Source organism: Trinickia sp., assembly GCF_036503415.1.
Taxonomy (GTDB): Bacteria; Pseudomonadota; Gammaproteobacteria; order Burkholderiales; family Burkholderiaceae; genus Trinickia.
In genome coordinates this window covers 65720-85069 of record NZ_DASXWY010000167.1, presented here as the reverse complement: position 1 = coordinate 85069, position 19350 = coordinate 65720, and the positions used below count along the sequence as shown (strand labels likewise).

The window sequence follows — 19350 nt, the reverse complement described above, 5'->3', positions numbered from 1 at the left end:
TCCCACTCAATCGTAGCCGGCGGCTTCCCCGAAATATCATAAACAACCCGATTGATCCCCCGGACCTCGTTGATAATCCGATTGGAAACCTGCCCGAGCAACTCGTGCGGCAAATGGGCCCAATGCGCCGTCATGAAATCGAGCGTCTGCACCGCACGCAGTGCGACGACATATTCATAAGTCCGCCCATCGCCCATCACGCCAACGCTTTTCACGGGCAAAAACACCGCAAACGCCTGGCTGGTAAGGTCGTACCACGACTTCCCGCTCTCCTTGTCGATCGTGTTACGCAGCGTCTCGATAAAAATCGCATCAGCTCGCCGCAGTAGATCCGCAAAGTCGCGCCGCACCTCGCCAAGAATCCGCACACCGAGCCCCGGCCCCGGAAACGGATGCCGGTAGACCATCTCATACGGCAATCCGAGCTTCACGCCGAGCTCGCGTACCTCGTCCTTGAACAGTTCGCGCAGCGGCTCCAGCAACTTGAGATTCAACGTCTCAGGCAACCCACCAACGTTGTGATGGCTTTTGATCGTATGCGCGGCCTTCTTACCCTTGCCGGCCGATTCGATCACATCCGGATAAATGGTGCCCTGCGCCAGCCATTTCGCATCGCGCAGCTTGCCCGCTTCCGTCTGAAACACTTCAACGAACTCCGCGCCGATGATCTTGCGCTTGTGCTCCGGATCCGTCACGCCGGCAAGCTTCGAGAGAAACGCTTCGCTCGCATCGACATGAATGACGCGCACACCGAGATGATCGGCAAACGTCGCCATCACCTGCTCCGCCTCGTTCAGCCGCAACAACCCATGATCGACGAAGACACACGTCAGCTGATCGCCAATGGCGCGATGCAGGAGCGCCGCCGCCACCGATGAATCGACACCACCCGACAAGCCGAGAATCACATGCTCGTCACCCACCTGCGCGCGAATCTTTTCGACAGCCTCGTCGATGTAATGCCCCATCTCCCAATCGGCCTTCGCGCCGCAAATCTGCAGCACGAAGCGCTCGAGCATCGCACGGCCTTGAACCGTATGCGTGACTTCCGGATGCCATTGAAGACCATAGAAATGCCGCTTTTCATCGGCCATTGCCGCAATCGGGCACGATTCCGTGGACGCCATCAGAGCGAACCCTTCCGGCATCTCGGTCACCTTGTCGCCGTGGCTCATCCAGACTTTCAGCATGCCGTGTCCTTCCGGCGTACGGAAATCTTCGATACCTTCGAGCAGGCTCGTATGGTTGCGCGCACGCACTTCGGCATAGCCGAATTCGCGCACGTGTCCGCGGTCGACCTTGCCCCCCAGCTGTTCCGCCATCGTCTGCATGCCATAACAGATGCCGAGCACCGGCACGCCCAGTTCGAACACCGCCTGCGGCGCGCGCGGCGTATCGGATTCGGTCACCGAGCTCGGGCCGCCCGACAGAATCACGCCTTTCGGGGCGAACTCACGGATGAACGCGTCGTCGACGTCGTACGGATGAATCTCCGAATACACATGCGCTTCGCGAATACGGCGGGCGATCAGTTGGGTGACTTGCGAGCCGAAGTCGAGGATCAGGATCTTGTCATGCATGGCTGGGCACGAAACTCAATGAGGAAAAATAGAAAACGAATGCGTCAGGACAGGCGATTGGCCACGCCGATAAACAAATTGCGCCGAGCGGCCGGCAAACAAGACCGGCACGCAGGCGCAACAGCTATGCAGGCAGCGAGTGGCAGCACCCATCATCGAGAAAAGCTGACGACGATCGCGGAAACCGGACGGTCGGCGTGAAGGGCAAGCCGAACCAAGCCGACCCGCCCCGCCCCGCGACGCCCACACGCGTCAGTCCACGTGATAGTTCGGTGCTTCCTTCGTGATCTGGACGTCGTGCACGTGCGATTCGCGCATGCCTGCCGACGAGATCTCCACGAACTGCGCTTTCTCGTGCATCTCGGCAATCGTGCTGCAGCCGCAATAACCCATGCTGGCCCGCACACCGCCGATCAGCTGGAACAGAATGGCGTTGACCGAGCCCTTGTATGCAACGCGGCCCTCGATCCCCTCGGGTACGAGCTTGTCGATATTGGCCGAATTGTCCTGGAAGTAGCGGTCCGCCGCGCCATCCTTCATCGCGCCGACCGAACCCATGCCGCGATACGACTTGTACTGCCGGCCCTGATAAAGGAACACGTCGCCCGGCGCTTCTTCCGTACCGGCGAACATGCTGCCCATCATGACTGCGTCGGCACCGGCGGCAAGCGCCTTGCTGACGTCGCCCGAGTAACGGACACCGCCATCGGCGATCACCGGAACACCGGTGCCCTTGAGCGCCTCGGAGACGTTTGCGATCGCCGTGATCTGCGGCACGCCCACGCCGGCCACGATCCGCGTCGTGCAGATCGAACCGGGGCCGATGCCAACCTTCACGCCGTCCGCACCGTATTCGACGAGTGCACGCGCCGCATCGGCCGTCGCGATATTGCCGCCGATGACTTCCACGTGCGGGTATTGCTTCTTGACCCAGCGCACACGCTCGAGCACACCCTTGCTGTGACCATGCGCGGTATCGACGACGATGACATCGACCCCTGCCGCCGCAAGCAGCGTCACGCGCTCTTCGTTATCGGGACCGACGCCGACGGCCGCGCCCACGCGCAGCTTGCCGTGCTCGTCCTTGCACGCATCGGGGTGCTCGGTCTGCTTCGTGATGTCCTTCACGGTCATGAGCCCGCGCAGTTCGAATGCGTCGTTCACGACGAGCACGCGTTCGAGACGGTGCGAGTGCATCAAGGCCTTCGCCTCCGCAAGGGGCGTCCCTTCCTTGACCGTCACGAGCCGCTCGCGCGGCGTCATGATGCTGCGTACGGGCTCGTCGAAGCGGGTCTCGAAGCGCAAGTCGCGGTTCGTCACGATACCGACGAGCTTCGCGCCCTCCACGACGGGAAAGCCGGAAATGCCGTGCTGCTGCGACAACGCAATGACGTCGCGCACCTTCATGTCGGGCGGGATCGTGATCGGATCGCGCACGACACCCGATTCGAACCGCTTGACCTTCGCCACTTCACGCGCCTGCTCGGCAGCCGTCAGATTCTTGTGGATGATGCCGACGCCGCCCTGCTGCGCCATGGCGATCGCGAGCCGTGCCTCGGTGACCGTGTCCATCGCGGCCGACACGAGCGGCATATGCAGGGAAATATTGCGGGTCAGCTTGGTCTTGAGGCTGGTGTCGCGCGGCAACACTTCGGAGAAAGCCGGGACGAGGAGCACGTCATCGAACGTGAGTGCTTTCTGGATCAGACGCATGGCAAATCCTATAGGCGCAAAAGCGAATTATACGCGATACCTCCCCGGTTTTCACTGCGCGAACAGCAAGTTAGCGCATTTTTGTGCCCCTCGGGCCGACGCGATTTCGGTTTTGCGTTCGAGCCCGGTTCGCTCGTTTTTCGTTTGCGTGACACGCACGAATCGAACCAACAGAAAAAAAGCGCGCGATCGAGCCCAAGCTGCCGCGAGTGCAGAAATGAACAAGACGACGGCTCCCCGCGGTCCTACAGTGCGGCACAGTGCAACCCATCGAACGAGGATCACGGCATGCGGCAGGGCGTGAGTTACGGCATCATGGCTGGCGCCCTATGGGGCACCGTGTTTCTCGTGCCGAGGCTGTTGGGCGACTTCCCGCCAGCGTTGCTCGCCTCTGCGCGCTGCATGATGTACGGGCTCGTTTCGCTCGCCGCTGCGGTACCGATCGCGCGCCGTGTGGCCGGCAAGCTGACGCGTGCCGATCTCGGCGCGCTCGCGGGGCTCGCGTTGATCGGCAATCTCGTTTATTACCTTTTCCTGACCGCGGCGGTGCATCGGATCGGTATTGGCCCGACCTCGCTGATCGTCGGCGTACTCCCCGTCACGGTCACGCTCGCCGGCCGACACGACCATGGCGCCGTACCGCTGCTTCGTCTGATCTTTCCGCTCGGGCTCGTGGCGGCCGGCATCGCCTGCATCAATGTGGATGTCTTCACGGGCGACACCTCGCAGGCGGCCGCGAGCGCGACAACAGTGGCCGGCAAGCTCGCCGGCGTCGCCTGCGCGGTGGGCGCGCTCGCCACATGGACCTGGTTCGCCGTGGTCAACGCGCGCACGCTGCGCGGCAATGCCCGCTTCGACAGCAACGAATGGTCCGTCCTGCTCGGCGTGGCTACGGGCTTCTTCGGCGCGCTCACGTGGTTGCCCGCCCTCGCATTCGTCCACGCGCATGGCGCGGCGGACAGCTTCGACGCCCTGAGCGGCGCGCGCTGGCAAACGTTCTGGCTGCTCAATCTGGGTTTGGCGGTAGGGGCTTCCTGGCTCGGCAACGGCCTCTGGAACGCGGCCGCAACCCGCTTGCCGCTCACGCTATCGGGCCAGTTGATCGTCTTCGAGACGCTCTTCGCCCTGCTCTACGGATTCATCTACGACGCGCGCATGCCGCGCCCGCTGGAAATCGCAGCCATCGCGCTGCTGTTGGCCGGTGTGGTATGGTCGGTCAAGCGGCATAGCGGCGCGCAGTCCCGGCCCGCCTCCCCGCTCAGCGCGAATCCTTCGACAGCCATTTGCGGCCCTCGATCGAGCCCTCGCGGCGTGTCTTGTCCACGCGCCGCTGCCGAGCAAGCTTCGGGTCCACAATGAGCGGACGGTAGATCTCGACTCTGTCGTGATCCGCAAGCGGCGCGTCGAGCGGCCGGAGCTTGCCGTAGACACCGACTTTCGCGGTCGAGAGCTCGATCTCCGGATGCCGCTCGACGATGCGGCTCGCGTCGATCGCGTCGCGAACCGTCGCACCCGCCGGCACACGGACCTCGATCAGGGTTTGCGTCCCAGGTTGCGCATAGCAGACGCAGATCGACAACTGCGCGCTCATGGCCGGCCGTAGCGCTGATCGGCGCGTTTGACGAACGACTCGACGAACGTGTTCGCGATGTGCGTGAATACCGGGCCGATGAGTTTCTCGAGGATGATGCTCGCAAACTCGTAATGCAGTGCGAACTCGATTTTGCAGGCGTCCGTGCGCAGCGGGGTGAACCGCCAGTAGCCGGTGAACTTGCGAAACGGTCCCTCGGCGAATTCCATGTCGATGCGGGTCGGGCGCGACTGCGAGTTGTGTGTCGCGAAGTGCTGCTTGATGCCCTTGAAGTTGATGTCGATGCGGGCTTCCATGCCGTGCTCGTCCTGCCGCCGGATCTCGACGCCGCCGCACCAGGGCAGGAAGTTGGGATAATCGGCGACATCGGTGACGAGATCGAACATCTCCTCGGCCGAGTGCCGGATCAATACGGTTTTCTGGACATCAGCCATACATTTGACGGCGCGCGGGCGAAAGTGGGCGGAGCGGAGCCTCGGAAGGTCCCGCTTTGCTAAAATTGCGATTTTAAACGAGATGGGCATCCTCCATTCATGAGCATCATCGACAACAGAAAAGCCTTCTTCGATTACTTCATCGAGGAGCGCTACGAAGCAGGGCTCGTGCTCGAGGGATGGGAGGTCAAGTCACTGCGCGCCGGGCGCGGCCAGATCAAGGAAGGTTACGTCGTCGTGCGCGACGGCGAGATGTTCCTGATCGGGGCGCACATCAGTCCGCTGCCCGAAGCGTCGACCCACATCAAGCCCGACCCTGTGCGCACGCGCAAACTGCTTTTACATGCGGACCAGATCAAAAAACTGATCGGCAAGGTCGAACAACGCGGTTATACGCTCGTGCCGCTCAACTTTCACTACAAAGGCGGCCGCGTCAAGTGCGAAATCGGCCTCGCCAAGGGCAAAAAGCAGCACGACAAACGCGAGACCGAGAAAAAGCGCGATTGGGAACGCGAAAAGGCACGGCTCATGCGCTCTGCCGGCTGAGCGTCCGGCCAAGGCGGAGAAAGGCTAAAAACCGAGCGCTGGGGGCTCCGTCAAACACCGAGACCACCGCCGGCGGCCTCGATCGCGAAATGGCCGACGGTTTCAGCGCGCCTCGGCCACCTGTGCGTTTTTGCCGCGGCTCACGATCGTCAGCGCCGAGGCAATCATCGTGCTCAAGTCGGACAGGTTGCCGGGCACGATCAGCGTATTGCCCGCCTTCGCCAGATTCGAGAACGCGTTGACGTATTGCTCGGCCACTTTCAGGTTGACGGCGTCCATGCCCCCGGTCGATTGAATCGCGCCCGCGATCTTTCGGATCGCCTCGGAATTCGCTTCGGCCACCGCCAGAATCGCCGCTGCTTCGCCCTGCGCCTGGTTGATCGCCGCCTGACGCTCGCCTTCCGAGCGCTGGATGGCCGCCTCGCGCTGGCCGGCCGCGATGTTGATTTGTTCTTGCTTGCGCCCTTCGGAGGCCGCGATCAGCGCGCGCTTTTCCCGTTCAGCGGTGATCTGTGCCTGCATCGCATGCAGGATTTCCTTCGGCGGCGTCAAATCCTTGATCTCGTAGCGCAGCACTTTCACGCCCCAGCCCGACGCGGCCTCGTCGAGCGCCGACACCACGCTGCGGTTGATGAGATCGCGCTCTTCGAAGGTCTTGTCGAGTTCAAGCCGGCCGATGACCGAGCGCAGCGTCGTCTGTGAGAGCTGCGTGATCGCGAACACGAAATTGGTCGATCCATACGATGCCTTCATCGCATCGGTCACCTGGAAGTACAGCACCCCGTCCACCTGCAGTTGCGTGTTATCGCGCGTGATGCAGATTTGCGCGGGCACCTCGAGCGGGATTTCCTTGAGTACGTGCTTATAGGCGACGCGATCGACGAACGGCAGCACCATGTTGAGCCCCGGCGCGAGCGTCGCATGATAGCGACCGAACCGCTCGACCACCCACGCATGCTGCTGCGGCACGATCTTGATCGTCTGCGCGACGAGGACGATCACGACGACGAGCAGCACGGCCCCCACGATGGTCATATCCATTGTTCACTCCTTGGTTGTTGACAGCGGATGATGCGCCGCGCCCGGCCCCGACGGCTTCTTTTCGGCGACGACCAGACGGTTCCCGTGTACCGCGGTGATCTCATAGCGGCGCGCGTCGGCGCGGGCTCCGGGCGCGAGCTCCACGTCCCAGAGCGCGCCGCGATACGGCACACGCGCATGGCCATCGCTCCACTCGAGGACCTCGATCGCAGCGCCGATATCGGGATGGACGTCGGGATTCGACGCAGCATCGCGCCGCGCCTTGCGGTGACCGAAGCGGCTGCGTCGCAACGTGATGACGGCCGCCAGCGCAACGAGCGCCGCCACCGCGTATTGAACGGCCGGCGCCGCACCGGCCAGATGAACGAGCGCGCCGGCCAGAAAACCGAGCGCGATCATCAATAGATAGAACGTCCCCGTCAACAGCTCGGCGACGACGAGCACACCCGCGCCGATCCACCAGATATAGTCGTTCGCATTCATCCCCGGTCTCCTCGAATCCGGCTCACCCCGAGTACCGAATCCCGAATCCTGAGTACTGAATTGAATTGCCCAATATAAAAACGCCCCGGGGTTACCGGGGCGTTATAGCACGAATGCCGTGGCTTGCACGATGGACCCGCACCGATATCGGGCGGGTTCGCTCGTTACTTCGCGGCGGCCTTGGCAAGCGCCTGCCAGGTTTCGATGATCGAATCCGGATTCAGCGAGATGGACGCGATGCCTTCATCGCTGAGCCATTGCGCGAAATCGGGGTGATCGGACGGCCCCTGACCGCAGATACCGACGTACTTGCCCAGGCGCCGGCACGTATCGATCGCCCGCTTCAGCAGGAACTTGACCGCCTCGTCGCGCTCGTCGAAGTCGGCCGCGAGCAGCTCCATGCCGGAATCACGGTCCAGACCGAGCGTGAGCTGCGTGAGGTCGTTCGAGCCGATCGAAAAGCCATCGAAGTATTCGAGGAACTGCTCGGCCAGAATCGCGTTCGACGGAATCTCGCACATCATGATGAGACGCAGGCCGTTCTCGCCGCGTTTCAATCCGAACTTCGCGAGCAGACCCACCACGCGCTCCGCCTGCTTGAGCGTACGCACGAACGGCACCATGATTTCGACGTTCGAAAGACCCATGTCCTCGCGCACGCGCTTGAGCGCCACGCATTCCATTTCGAACGCCTGAGCGAAGTCCTGCGCGATGTAGCGCGAGGCGCCACGGAACCCCAGCATCGGGTTTTCTTCATCGGGCTCGTAGCGCGAACCGCCGATCAGCTTCTTGTACTCGTTCGACTTGAAGTCCGAAAGCCGCACGATGACGGGGCGCGGATAGAACGCCGCGGCAATCGTGGCGATGCCCTCGGTCAGCTTGTCGACGTAGAAGGCACGCGGCGATGCATGGCCGCGCGCAACGCTTTCGACAGCCTTCTTGAGATCCTGATCGACATTCGGATACTCGAGGATCGCCTTCGGATGCACCCCAATGTTGTTGTTGATGATGAACTCGAGCCGCGCAAGGCCGACACCGGCGTTCGGCAACTGCGCGAAATCGAACGCAAGCTGCGGATTGCCGACGTTCATCATGATCTTGACCGGAATCTCGGGCAGCTCGCCACGCGCGATCTCGGTTACTTCCGTTTCGAGCAAGCCGTCATAGATCTTGCCTTCGTCGCCCTCGGCACACGACACGGTGACGAGCGTGCCGTCCTTCAGGACATCGGTGGCGTCTCCGCAACCGACGACGGCCGGCACACCGAGTTCGCGCGCGATGATCGCCGCATGGCAGGTACGTCCGCCGCGATTCGTGACGATCGCCGACGCACGCTTCATCACCGGCTCCCAGTTCGGATCGGTCATGTCGGCCACGAGCACGTCACCCGGCTGCACACGCTCCATTTCCGACGGATCGTGAATGACGCGGACACGTCCCGCGCCGATCTTCTGACCGATCGCACGGCCGGTGGTAAGCACGGTCGACTGGCCCTTCAGCTTGAAACGCTGCTCGATCTTGCCGGCACTCTGGCTCTTGACCGTCTCCGGGCGCGCCTGAAGGATGAAGATCTTGCCGTCGCGGCCATCCTTGCCCCACTCGATGTCCATCGGACGCTGGTAGTGCTTTTCGATGATGACGGCGTACTTCGCCAACTCGATCACATCCTCATCGGTGATCGAGAAACGGTTGCGCTGCTCGTGCGGCACGTCGACCGTCTTCACGCGCCCCGGCTCGCCCGGCTTCGTGAACTCCATCTTGATCAGCTTCGAGCCGATCGAGCGGCGGATGATCGGATATTTGCCCTGCTCGAGCGTCGTCTTGAAGACGTAGAACTCGTCCGGATTCACCGCGCCTTGCACGATGGTTTCACCGAGACCGTAGCTCGAGGTGATGAACACCGCATCCTTGAAGCCCGATTCCGTATCGAGCGTGAACATGACGCCGGCCGCGCCCACGTCCGAGCGCACCATGCGCTGCACGCCGGCCGAAAGCGCCACTTCCGCATGCGTGAAGCCCTTGTGAACGCGGTACGAGATCGCACGATCGTTGTAGAGCGAGGCGAAGACGTGCTTCATCCGGTCCAGCACCTCGTCGATGCCGACGACGTTGAGGTAGCTTTCCTGCTGGCCAGCGAACGATGCGTCGGGCAAATCCTCGGCCGTGGCCGACGAACGCACGGCGAACGACAGTTCGTCGGGCGAGCCGTTTTGGAGGGTCTCGAACTGCGCGCGGATCTCCTGCTCGAGGCGTGCCTGCATCGGCGCCTCGACGATCCATTGCCGAATTTCGGCACCGGCGGCGGCGAGCGCCTTGACGTCGTCGACGTCGAGCGTCGCTAGGCGCGCCGCAATGCGCTCGGTCAGGTTGTTGTGAGCGAGGAAATCGCGAAAGGCCAGCGCGGTCGTGGCGAAGCCGGTCGGCACGCGCACGCCTGCCTCGGCCAGCTGGCTGATCATCTCGCCGAGCGAGGCGTTCTTGCCGCCCACGATCTCGACATCGGTCATTCGCAATTGTTCGAACGGAACTACATACGCCTGGTCCTTTGCGACGTTTGCTACGTTAGTCATACAAGCCCCTAAGTGTGAAAAAAATGCACGGCTGCGCACGTGGGCTTGGACGCGCGCCACCCCATTGGAAGACGGCGCGCATCATGCGCAACCTGTTGGAGAAGCAATCGCATTCGCGTTTCGATAGCAATTGCTTATCCAACAGGTTGTCGCTATTTTACCGTGCTGCCTCGCCAAATAGTGGCCGCCGCGCGATAATCGGGGCGCTCGAAGCGAAAAAGCGCCGGCAGAACGCGCGCCGGGGCGCCTGAAAGGCATCGCTCCTCCGTTTTTCCGCGGGCAATGCCGTCTGTTTTCGAGCCAGTTCCCACCCCGCAGCGCCGCTACCTTCAGAGTTTTTCTCGATGCCGCCAACCGTATTCATCGTTTCCGACGGTACTGGAATCACTGCCGAAACCTTCGCGCACTCGATTCTTTCCCAGTTCGATCAGAAGTTCCGTCTCGTCCGCGTCCCATTCGTCGATTCGGCAGACAAGGCGTATGCGACGGTCGAAAAGATCAGCGAATCCGCCCTGCTCGACGGCCGCCGCCCGATCGTTTTCACGACGCTCGTCGACAGTGCATCGAATGCCATCGTCAAGAATTCGAATGCACTCGTGCTCGACATCTTCCAGCAGTTCGTGGAGCCGCTCGAGCAGGAACTCGATATGAAATCGACGCACGCTGTCGGCCGCGGCCACCAGAATGCGGACACCGAGGAATACAAGACGCGTATCGAGGCGATCAACTTCTCGCTCGCGCACGACGACGGTCAATCGAATCGCAATCTGACCGAAGCCGACGTGATCCTGATCGGCGTATCGCGAAGCGGCAAAACGCCGACAAGCCTTTATCTCGCCATGCAATACGGCGTGAAAGCGGCGAACTATCCACTGATTCCCGAAGATTTCGAACGTGGCAAGCTGCCCGGCGCGCTCGGCGATCACCGCGACAAACTGTTCGGCCTGTCCATCGACCCGCAACGCCTGTCCGAAATTCGCAACGAGCGGCGTCCTGGCAGCAAATACGCGGCGCTCGAAAACTGCCGTTACGAGATCAACGAAGCCGAAGCGATGATGCGGCGCGAGGGGATCAAGTGGTTGTCGTCGACGCACAAGTCGATCGAAGAAATCGCAACCACGATCCTCCAGGAAATCAAACTGGAACGGCCTGGCTATTGAAGGTGCGATGCGACACCGCATGGTTCAGGCAGAGCCGCTCAACGGGGCATGACACCAAGGCTGCGGCCTCAAGCCCGCTGTTGACGGCACTGTTCGAACAGGCAAATGGCGGCGGCCGCGGCCACGTTGAGCGATTCCATCCCGCCCGGCTGAGGAATGCTCAACCGGTACGAAACGGCGGCACGCCACGCGGGTGACACGCCGGCGCCCTCGTTACCGAATACCCACGCGATGGGCCCCGACAGATCGCAATCGTAAAGCGGTGAGGCCGCGTGCGAATCGGTGATCGCCACCGGCACGGCGAGACGTGGAATCAACGTCTCGGCCGCGGCATCTTCGTGGACATCGAGCAGAAAATGCGCGCCCATCGCGGAGCGCAGTACCTTGGACGACCAGGCATAGGCAGTTCCGGGCGCACAAAATACACGCTTGATGCCAGCAGCAGCCGCGCTGCGCAGAACCGAACCCACATTGCCAGCATCTTGCACACCATCGAGCACGACGCAGGTCTCGTCGATGCGCTCCGGTAGCGCCCGCACGAGTTTCGGCACGACGAAGAGCATGCCAACGCCGTTGACGACATTCGATAGCTGCCCGAACAGTGCTTGCGGCAACGACACGACATGTGCCGGATCGACGCGCGCGACGATCTCCTGCGCTTCCGGATGATGCAATGCCTCGTCGGTGACCACGCAAGTCTCGGGTTGCCCCGCAACATCGAGGTAGGCGCTTGCGAGGTGAAAGCCTTCGAGCAGCGCATGGCCGCTTTTGCGCTGCTGGTGCGTCGAGCCGGCCAGCGCCTTCAGACGCTTATAGAGCGGATTGTCGCGCGAAGTAATGGCTTTCACGGCATAGAGGGAGGCGTGGGCGCGGCATCCTCGCCTGGCGCTGCTGCGGGCGCGACAACGTCCACGAGCGCGAATGCCTCCTCGAGCGTCGATGGGACCACGACCTGGGCGCCGGCAGGCAGGCTGACGCACACGCCGCGCTGCGCGTACGCCTCGCGCACCGGCGCAAACGAGCGCCGATGGTGCTCGCACGGGCCGTGCTCGGCCAGCGCGGCCAGGTGCTGCGGCGTACTGTAGCCGACATGGGCGTTGAACCCGTACACCGGAAAACGTTCGTGCAGCTCGTGCAGCATCCGGTCGCGCGTTACCTTGGCAAGAATCGACGCCGCCGAAATCGCCGGCACGAGGGCATCGCCGCCAATGATCGCTTCGCTTCGGATCGATAGCATGGGGCAACGATTGCCGTCGATTCTGGCCAGTGTCGGCGTGATCGCCAGTCCTTCGACGGCGCGTTTCATCGCCAGCATCGTCGCGTGAAGGATATTGAGCGTATCGATTTCCTCGACGCTGGCCGAGGCCACGCAATAGGCAATCGAGCGTTCGACGATTTTCTCGTAAAGCGCTTCGCGCGTTTTCGCGTTGAGCACCTTCGAATCGTCGAGACCGCGAATACGTCGTTTCGGATTCAGGATGACGGCCGCCGCCACGACGGGACCGGCCAGCGGTCCGCGCCCCGCCTCGTCGACACCGCAGACGATATCGAGCGGCGAGCTGAAATCGAGCGCCGATTGCGGCGCGTCGCCAGCCGGTTTGCCCGCTGCCTTCGATGCAGCCGCACCACTCGCCGCGCCGGCGCGGCGCGTTGGACCGGAGGCCGTCATGTTCGTACCCTTCTCGATTCGATGATCCGCTCGACCGCCTCCGCCGCGCGCTCGGCCGTGTTGCGTTTGAGCGTCTCATGCATGCGCGTGAACACTTCGGTGAGCGTGCGCCGATTCGCTTCGTCGTGCAACTGGGTCAGCGTTGCATCCGCGAGCGCTTGCGGCGTCGCGAAATGCTGCAGGATTTCGGGGACGACGAAGCGGCCCGCGAGGATGTTGGGCAAACCGACGTACGGCAGATAACCCTGGCGACGCATGATCTGTCCCGTCAACCAAGGCACCTTGTACGAAATCACCATCGGCTTTTTCAGCAGTGCGGCTTCCAGTGTGACGGTGCCGCTCTTGACGAGCACCGCGTCGGCCGCTGTCATGGCGCGCTGCGCATCGCCTGGGGTGATCGTCAGCGGCAGCCCCGGATGAGCGTCGGCGAGCGGCTGCAGTTGCGCGCGCACGCCCGGCGTCGCGGCCGGCATGACGAAGCGAACGTCAGGCTCGCGCTCGTGCATGAGCGCCATGGCGGCAAAGAACGTCGGCCCGATCAACTCGATCTCCGAGCGTCGGGAGCCCGGCAGCACCGCAATCACCGGACCGCCCGCGGGCAGGCCCAATGCCTGACGCGCACCCGCCATGTCGGGCACGAGCGGAATCTCGTCGGCAAGCGGATGGCCCACGTAAGTGGCCGGAACACCGGCTTTCTCGAGCAGCTCGATCTCGAACGGGAAGACGCAGAGCATATGGTCGACCGACCGCGCAATCTTCTTGATGCGGCCACCGCGCCACGCCCAAATGGACGGGCAGACGAAGTGAATGGTCGGAATGCCCGCTGCGCGCAACGGCTCCTCGAGCCCGAAGTTGAAGTCGGGCGCGTCCACGCCGATGAATGCGTGCGGCCGCTCTGCCAGCAGTTGATGCTTGAGGTCGCGCCGGATCCGCAGAATCTCGGGGATGTGACGCAGCGCTTCCACATAGCCGCGCACCGTCAGCTTCTCCATCGGCCAATGCGCGTCGAAGCCGTGCGCGATCATGCGCGGGCCGCCAATACCGTAGTAGCGCGTGCCGGCCGGTAGCCGGCGCACGAGGCCGCCCACGAGCGACGCGCCGAGCAGATCGCCCGACGGCTCGCCCGCTACCATTGCCACGCGCAGCGAGTGGGTCGGGAGCACCATTTAGCGGATGATGCCGCGCTGCGACGCGTCGATGAAGGCGATCAGCTTGCGCACGTGCTCGTCTCCGTCGCCGCCCGCCGCCGCGAGTTCGCCCAGCTGGGCCTTCGCGTCCTCGAGCGACAGCCCGTTCTTGTAGAGCAGACGGTAAGCGCCGCGCAGCGCGGAGATCGCCTCGGCGGAAAAACCGCGCCGGCGCAGGCCTTCGACATTGATACCGTGCGGCTCCGCCTTGTTGCCGGCCGCGATCACGAACGGCGGAACGTCCTGCACGAGCGCCGACGCGCCGCCGAGCATCGAATGCTCGCCGATCCGCACGAATTGATGAACGCCCGACATGCCGCCGACGATCGCCCAGTCGCCGACGATCACATGGCCGGCCATCTGCGCATTGCTCGACAGGATCGTGTTGCTGCCGACGTGGCAATCGTGCCCGATGTGCACGTACGCCATGATCCAGTTGTCGTCGCCGATCGTCGTCACGCCGCCGTCTTGCACGGTGCCGGTATGAATCGTCGTGAATTCGCGAATCGTGTTGCGCTCGCCGATGACGAGCCGCGTCGGTTCGCCCTGGTACTTCATGTCCTGGGGGCGCCCGCCGATCGAGGCGTAATGCCCGATCCGGTTGGCAGCGCCAATAGTGGTATGGCCTTCGATCACGCTATGCGAACCGATGACCGTTCCCGCGCCGATCGCGACGTTCGGGCCGACGATCGCGTACGGCCCGATTTCGACCTCGTCGGCCAGCTCTGCGCCCGATTCGATGATCGCGGTGGGATGAATCCTGCTCATGCGCCTTCGCCCTTCTTCAATACGTCAATGCGTTCACTGATCGGTATGCTTGATCGTGCACATCAGATCAGCCTCGGCTGCCGTCACGCCATCGACCTCGGCGCGCGCTTTGAATTTCCAGATACCGCGCATGCAGCGTTCGAACGCCACGTTCAGAATCAACTGATCGCCCGGCTCGACGACGCGCTTGAAACGTGCCCCATCGATGCCGACGAAGTAATACAGCGCCGTCGCGGGATCGTGCGCCTCTTCGGTGAACGTCAACAGCGCCGCGGTCTGCGCCAGCGCCTCGATGATCAGGACGCCCGGCATCACGGGCCGCTTCGGGAAGTGGCCGACGAAATAGGGTTCGTTGATCGACACGTTCTTCAGTGCCTTGATACTTTTGTGCGGTTCCAGCTCGAGCACCCTGTCGACGAGCAGGATCGGGTAGCGATGCGGCAGCAGCGTCAGAATCTTATGGATGTCGAGGTTGATTTTTTCAGTGCTCATGGTGTGTCTGCTCCACGCTCGGTTGCGCGGATGATAACTGCTGTGCTTCGTTCGAAGCGTTCGTGCTGCCTGCGCCCGCGGCGTCCGCCGTTCATGCGCGGCACCGCCATTCGCGCACTTCAGGCGCTCTTCATGCTCCGCTGTCGCGCGCGGCGACAGCGGCCTCCAACGCTTTGATCCGCTCCCGCAGCTTGTCGAGATTACGCATCAACGCGGCGCTCCTGTTCCACTCGCCGTGCTCGACCGCCGGAAACGCGCTCGTGTAGATGCCCGGCTTGGGCAATGATTTCGAGACCCCCGATTTGGCCGTGACGATCACGTAGTCGCCCAGCGTCACGTGCCCCGCGATGCCAACGGCCCCGCCGATCATGCAGTGGCGTCCGACGGTGGTGCTGCCCGCGATGCCGGCACAGCCCGCGATGACCGTATAAGCGCCGATCCGGCAGTTGTGGCCGATCTGCACGAGATTATCGATCTTCACGCACTCCTCGATGACCGTATCGGCCATCGCACCGCGATCGATCGTCGTGTTGGCGCCGATTTCGACGTCCGGGCCGATCGTCACGCCGCCGACCTGCGGAATCTTGACCCAGGTCCCCGTCCGCGCATCGCCTTCGCCGACGAAGTCCGGCGCGAAGCCGAAACCGTCCGACCCGACGACGGCGCCCGCGTGAATGATCGCACGCGGGCCGATCTTGCAGCCGTGATAGACGGTCACGTGCGGATAAAGGTGCGCGCCCTCGCCCACGTGCGTGCCGCGGCCGATCGTGACGTTCGCATCGAGCCGCACGCCTTCGCCAATGACGGCGCCGGCCTCGATCACCGCATGCGGGCCGATGACCGCGCTTGCCGCAACCTGCGCGCCCGGATCGACCACTGCGCTCGGATGCACGCCCGCCGCCGCCTTGGGCGCAGCCAGGTCGATGAACATCTGCGCCACGCGGGCGAAATAAGCGTAAGGATTCGGCGTGACGATGAAGTTACGCCCCTCGCGCGATCCGAGCTTCGCGAGGTCGGCCGGCGAGATCAGCACGGCGCCAGCTTGCGTCGCCTCGACTTGCGACAGATATTTGGGATTGGCTAAAAAGGCGAGCTGATCCGAGCGCGCCTGATCGAGCGGCGCGAGGCCGCCAACGCGCGTCGTCGCGTCGCCGACGATGTCGCCGCCGAAACGCTGCGCAATTTCACCGAGCGTCAATGCCATTCGCTTGCTACCCCGCGTGTTCAGTTCGCTGCGTTCGCCGCAAGTGCCTTGAGCACCTGATCGGTGATGTCGATGCGCGGGCTCACATAGACCGCCTCTTGCACGATCAGATCGTAGTGCTGCTGCTCGGCGATCTGCTTGATGACTTTGTTCGCGCGGTCGAGCACAGCGGCCAGCTCTTCATTGCGGCGCTGATTGAGATCCTCGTTGAACTCGCGACGCTTGCGCTGGAAGTCGCTGTCGAGATTCGACAGCTCGCGCTGCTTTTCCGCGCGCTCGACGCTCGACATCTTCGGACCGTTCTTGTCGAGCGCATCGGACATCGCCTTCAGACGCTGAGTCATATCGCGCAAGTCGCCGTCGCGCTTCGCGAATTCGGCCTCCAGCTTCTTCTGCGCCGCTTGCGCCGCGGCGGATTCGCGCAGAATGCGATCGGAGTTGACGGCCGCGATGCGGGCTTCCTGAGCACACGCCTCGCCGACGCTGGCGCCTAGCGCGACCGCCAGCGCCGTCGCGCAAATCAAGCGTTTCGAAAACGTACCGGTTAGCAAAATCTTCCTCTCGATGCTGTTTGGGGCGTGTTCGTCAGAATGCCGTCCCGATCTGGAACTGGAATTTCTGATATTTGTCGCCTTCGTGCTTCGTCACGGGGAAACCGAGGCTCAGCTTGAGCGGCCCGATCGGCGAAATCCATGCGAGACCGACACCGGCACCATACCGCAAGCCGTTCGCGCCGACACTGTTGCCGAGTTCGCCCCAGACGTTACCGCCGTCGAGGAACGTGAATACGCGCAGCGTCCGGTCATAGCCCGTACCCGGCAGCGGGAACGTCAACTCGATGTTGCCGACGACCATCTTCGAGCCGCCGATCGGATCTCCCGTCGTCGCATCGCGCGGGCCGAGCGAGCTCGGTTCATAGCCGCGCACGGAGCCGATACCGCCCGCGTAGTAGTTCTTGAAGATCGGGAAAGGCTTGCCCGCCAGACCGCGGCCGTAACCGCCCTGCAAGTTCAGGCCAAGCACGAAGCCGCGCGCGAACGAGTAGTAATACTGCGCCTGCAGGTCCGCCTTGTAATACTGGGTCGCGCCGGCCGGCGTGCCGTACTCGGCGTTCGCCTGCGTGAAGTAGCCGCGGCTCGGCACGAGCGCGCTGTCTCGCGCGTCGCGCGACCATGCCACCGTCACGGGGATGTTGTTCGATACGCGGCCGAAGTCGGTCACGTAATCGCGGTAGCTCTTGGGCGTGTTGCTGTCGATATCGAGCCGGTTCTGCTCGAAGCCCGCGCCGAAATAGACGGTATCCACTTCCGAGAAGGGAATGCCGAACTTCAGATCGCCACCGGCAGTGATGATCCGGAAGCTCGAGCTCGTCGAGTAATAAAGCGGCTCGGTCGTGCGGTAATAGACGTCGGTGATCCGCTTGATGCCGTCGACGGTGAAGTACGGGTCCACCTGCGTCACCGTCAGCGTGCGATAGGTGCGCGCCGTGTTGACGTTGACCGCGAGGCTCGTGCCGGAACCGAAGACGTTGTCCTGCGATACGCCGGCCGACAGCACGACCTTGTCCGTCGACGAAAAACCGGCGCCGAGCGTAATCGCGCCGGTCGGCTTTTCGGTGACCTTGACGTCCACATCGACCTGATCCGCCGTCCCTTCGACAGGCACCGTCGTCACATCGACATCGGTGAAATAGCCGAGCCGGTTGACGCGATCCTTCGATAGTGCGAGACGGCTCGAATCGAACCACGAGCTTTCGAGCTGGCGCATTTCGCGGCGCACGACTTCGTCGCGCGTGCGCGTATTACCGACGATATTGATGCGCCGGACATAGACGCGGCGGCTCGGGTCCACCTGCAGCGTCATCGCAACGGTGTGATGCTGCTGATCGATTTCGGGCTGCGCGTTGACGGTTGCGAACGCGTAACCGTATTCGCCGAGCTTGTCGACGATCGCTTTCGTCGTGGATTGCAGCTTGTCGGCCGAGAACCGCTCGCCCGGCTTGATCTTGATGAGCTTTTGCAGCTCGGCCTGGCGATCGAGCAGATTGCCGGCCAGCTTGATACTCGAAATCTTGTAGGGCTCACCCTCGTGTACCGTCAGCGTGAGGTACATGTCTTTCTTGTCGGGCGAGATCGACACCTGCGTCGATTCGATGTTGAACTCGAGATAGCCGTGGTTCAGATAGTACTTGCGGACGTTCTCGAGGTCGGTCGTGAGCTTGTCTTTCGAATAGAGGTCGTTCTTCGTGTACCAGGAGAACCAGTTCGGTGTCGACAGCTGCATCTCGTTGCGCAGCGTGCTCGTGCTGAACGCCTTGTTGCCGATGAAATTGACCTGGCGGATCTTCGCACTCGGGCCTTCCGTCACCGAGAACAGAATCGACACGCGGTTGCGGTCGACGGGCGTCACCGTGGTCTTGATTTCGGCCGCGTAAAAACCGCGCGTCAAATACTGGCGCTTCAGTTCCTGCTCCGAGCGGTCGACGAGCGACTTGTCGTAGTAGCGCCCCTGCGAGAGGCCAACGCTCTTGAGCGCCTTGAGCAGGGCATCCTTTTCGAATTCGTGCAACCCGGAGAAGTCGATCGAAGCGATGGCCGATCGCTCGACGACGTTGACGATGACCGTCTGGCCTTCCGTCGAAATCTGTACGTCGTTGAAGAACCCCGTTGCGTAGAGCGCGCGGATCGCCTCCGATGCTTTGTCGTCCGTGAACGTATCGCCTTGCTTGATCGGCAGGTAGGCGAACACCGTGGCCGGTTCGACCTGTTGCAGCCCGTTGATCTTGATGTCCTTCACCACGAAAGGCGCCGCGGCATGAGCGACGAGCCCGTGGACGGCGATGGCCGTGGCTGCGACAGTCTTAGGAACAAAGCGATGAGGTTTCAACAACGTGCTTCCCCAATGTTTTTAGC

The 19350-nt window shown here is 62.8% G+C and carries 18 protein-coding genes; 3 read left to right on the top strand and 15 right to left on the bottom strand.

Annotation, left to right across the window (positions count from 1 at the left end; all coding sequences use genetic code 11):
• Positions 1-1580, bottom strand: a 1580-nt coding sequence (gene guaA / locus VGL01_RS21180; protein ID WP_331572824.1) for a glutamine-hydrolyzing GMP synthase, incomplete at its 3' end; no start/stop codon positions are given.
• A 252-nt stretch (positions 1581-1832) separates the two neighbouring features.
• On the bottom strand, positions 1833-3293 hold the full coding sequence (guaB, locus tag VGL01_RS21175) for an IMP dehydrogenase (RefSeq protein ID WP_331572822.1): 1461 nt from the start codon (positions 3291-3293) through the stop codon (positions 1833-1835).
• 288 nt (positions 3294-3581) lie between these two features.
• On the opposite strand from guaB, the gene VGL01_RS21170 reads away from it, so the two are divergent.
• Entirely contained in the window at positions 3582-4652 is a 1071-nt protein-coding gene (locus tag VGL01_RS21170) for a DMT family transporter (protein ID WP_331572820.1), read from the top strand.
• Here the strand turns inward: VGL01_RS21170 and VGL01_RS21165 are convergent.
• Positions 4552-4884 (bottom strand): RnfH family protein, encoded by a 333-nt coding sequence (locus VGL01_RS21165; RefSeq protein WP_331572819.1) that lies wholly within the window; start codon positions 4882-4884, stop codon positions 4552-4554. The two genes, VGL01_RS21170 and VGL01_RS21165, sit on opposite strands and share 101 nt — an antisense overlap.
• A complete protein-coding gene (locus VGL01_RS21160) occupies positions 4881-5318 on the bottom strand; it encodes a type II toxin-antitoxin system RatA family toxin (protein ID WP_331572818.1) in 438 nt (145 codons plus the stop codon). Before VGL01_RS21160 ends, VGL01_RS21165 begins: the two co-directional genes overlap by 4 nt.
• A gap of 99 nt (positions 5319-5417) precedes the next feature.
• Here VGL01_RS21160 and smpB point away from each other — a divergent pair, with 99 nt between their 5' ends.
• Positions 5418-5864, top strand: coding sequence for an SsrA-binding protein SmpB (gene smpB / locus VGL01_RS21155; protein WP_331572817.1), 447 nt, complete (start codon positions 5418-5420; stop codon positions 5862-5864).
• Positions 5865-5966: 102 nt separating this feature from the next.
• Here smpB and VGL01_RS21150 read toward each other — a convergent pair whose 3' ends face one another.
• The 3 genes from VGL01_RS21150 to ppsA all read right to left on the bottom strand — a co-directional run bounded on the left by VGL01_RS21150 (position 5967) and on the right by ppsA (position 9958).
• Positions 5967-6905 (bottom strand): SPFH domain-containing protein, encoded by a 939-nt coding sequence (locus tag VGL01_RS21150; RefSeq protein ID WP_173259002.1) that lies wholly within the window; start codon positions 6903-6905, stop codon positions 5967-5969.
• Between the two features lie 3 nt (positions 6906-6908).
• The gene (locus tag VGL01_RS21145) at positions 6909-7388 is read right to left on the bottom strand and encodes an NfeD family protein (RefSeq protein ID WP_331572815.1); all 480 of its coding nucleotides are present in this window, start codon (positions 7386-7388) and stop codon (positions 6909-6911) included.
• Positions 7389-7552: 164 nt separating this feature from the next.
• Positions 7553-9958 carry a phosphoenolpyruvate synthase gene (ppsA, locus tag VGL01_RS21140; protein WP_331572813.1) on the bottom strand — a complete coding sequence of 802 codons (2406 nt, stop codon included), beginning with the start codon at positions 9956-9958 and terminating at the stop codon, positions 7553-7555.
• A 344-nt stretch (positions 9959-10302) separates the two neighbouring features.
• Between ppsA and ppsR the strand changes: the two genes are divergently transcribed.
• Entirely contained in the window at positions 10303-11118 is an 816-nt protein-coding gene (gene ppsR / locus VGL01_RS21135) for a posphoenolpyruvate synthetase regulatory kinase/phosphorylase PpsR (RefSeq protein ID WP_331572811.1), read from the top strand.
• 68 nt (positions 11119-11186) lie between these two features.
• On the opposite strand, the gene VGL01_RS21130 is transcribed toward ppsR, so the two are convergent.
• From VGL01_RS21130 to bamA, 8 genes are all read right to left on the bottom strand, one after another.
• Positions 11187-11966 carry an RNA methyltransferase gene (locus tag VGL01_RS21130; protein ID WP_331572809.1) on the bottom strand — a complete coding sequence of 260 codons (780 nt, stop codon included), beginning with the start codon at positions 11964-11966 and terminating at the stop codon, positions 11187-11189.
• Positions 11963-12787, bottom strand: a complete 825-nt coding sequence (rnhB, locus tag VGL01_RS21125; RefSeq protein WP_331572807.1) for a ribonuclease HII — start codon at positions 12785-12787, stop codon at positions 11963-11965. Before rnhB ends, VGL01_RS21130 begins: the two co-directional genes overlap by 4 nt.
• Entirely contained in the window at positions 12784-13953 is a 1170-nt protein-coding gene (gene lpxB / locus VGL01_RS21120) for a lipid-A-disaccharide synthase (RefSeq protein ID WP_331572805.1), read from the bottom strand. Before lpxB ends, rnhB begins: the two co-directional genes overlap by 4 nt.
• The gene (gene lpxA / locus VGL01_RS21115; protein WP_331572803.1) at positions 13954-14742 is read right to left on the bottom strand and encodes an acyl-ACP--UDP-N-acetylglucosamine O-acyltransferase; all 789 of its coding nucleotides are present in this window, start codon (positions 14740-14742) and stop codon (positions 13954-13956) included.
• A 33-nt stretch (positions 14743-14775) separates the two neighbouring features.
• Positions 14776-15234, bottom strand: a complete 459-nt coding sequence (fabZ, locus tag VGL01_RS21110) for a 3-hydroxyacyl-ACP dehydratase FabZ (RefSeq protein ID WP_331572801.1) — start codon at positions 15232-15234, stop codon at positions 14776-14778.
• 130 nt (positions 15235-15364) lie between these two features.
• Positions 15365-16438: a UDP-3-O-(3-hydroxymyristoyl)glucosamine N-acyltransferase gene (gene lpxD, locus VGL01_RS21105; RefSeq protein WP_331572799.1), complete on the bottom strand. Its 1074-nt coding sequence runs from the start codon at positions 16436-16438 to the stop codon at positions 15365-15367.
• A gap of 20 nt (positions 16439-16458) precedes the next feature.
• Positions 16459-16989, bottom strand: a complete 531-nt coding sequence (locus VGL01_RS21100; RefSeq protein ID WP_331572797.1) for an OmpH family outer membrane protein — start codon at positions 16987-16989, stop codon at positions 16459-16461.
• Positions 16990-17023: 34 nt separating this feature from the next.
• Positions 17024-19327 carry an outer membrane protein assembly factor BamA gene (gene bamA / locus VGL01_RS21095; protein WP_331572796.1) on the bottom strand — a complete coding sequence of 768 codons (2304 nt, stop codon included), beginning with the start codon at positions 19325-19327 and terminating at the stop codon, positions 17024-17026.
• Positions 19328-19350: the final 23 nt, after the last annotated feature.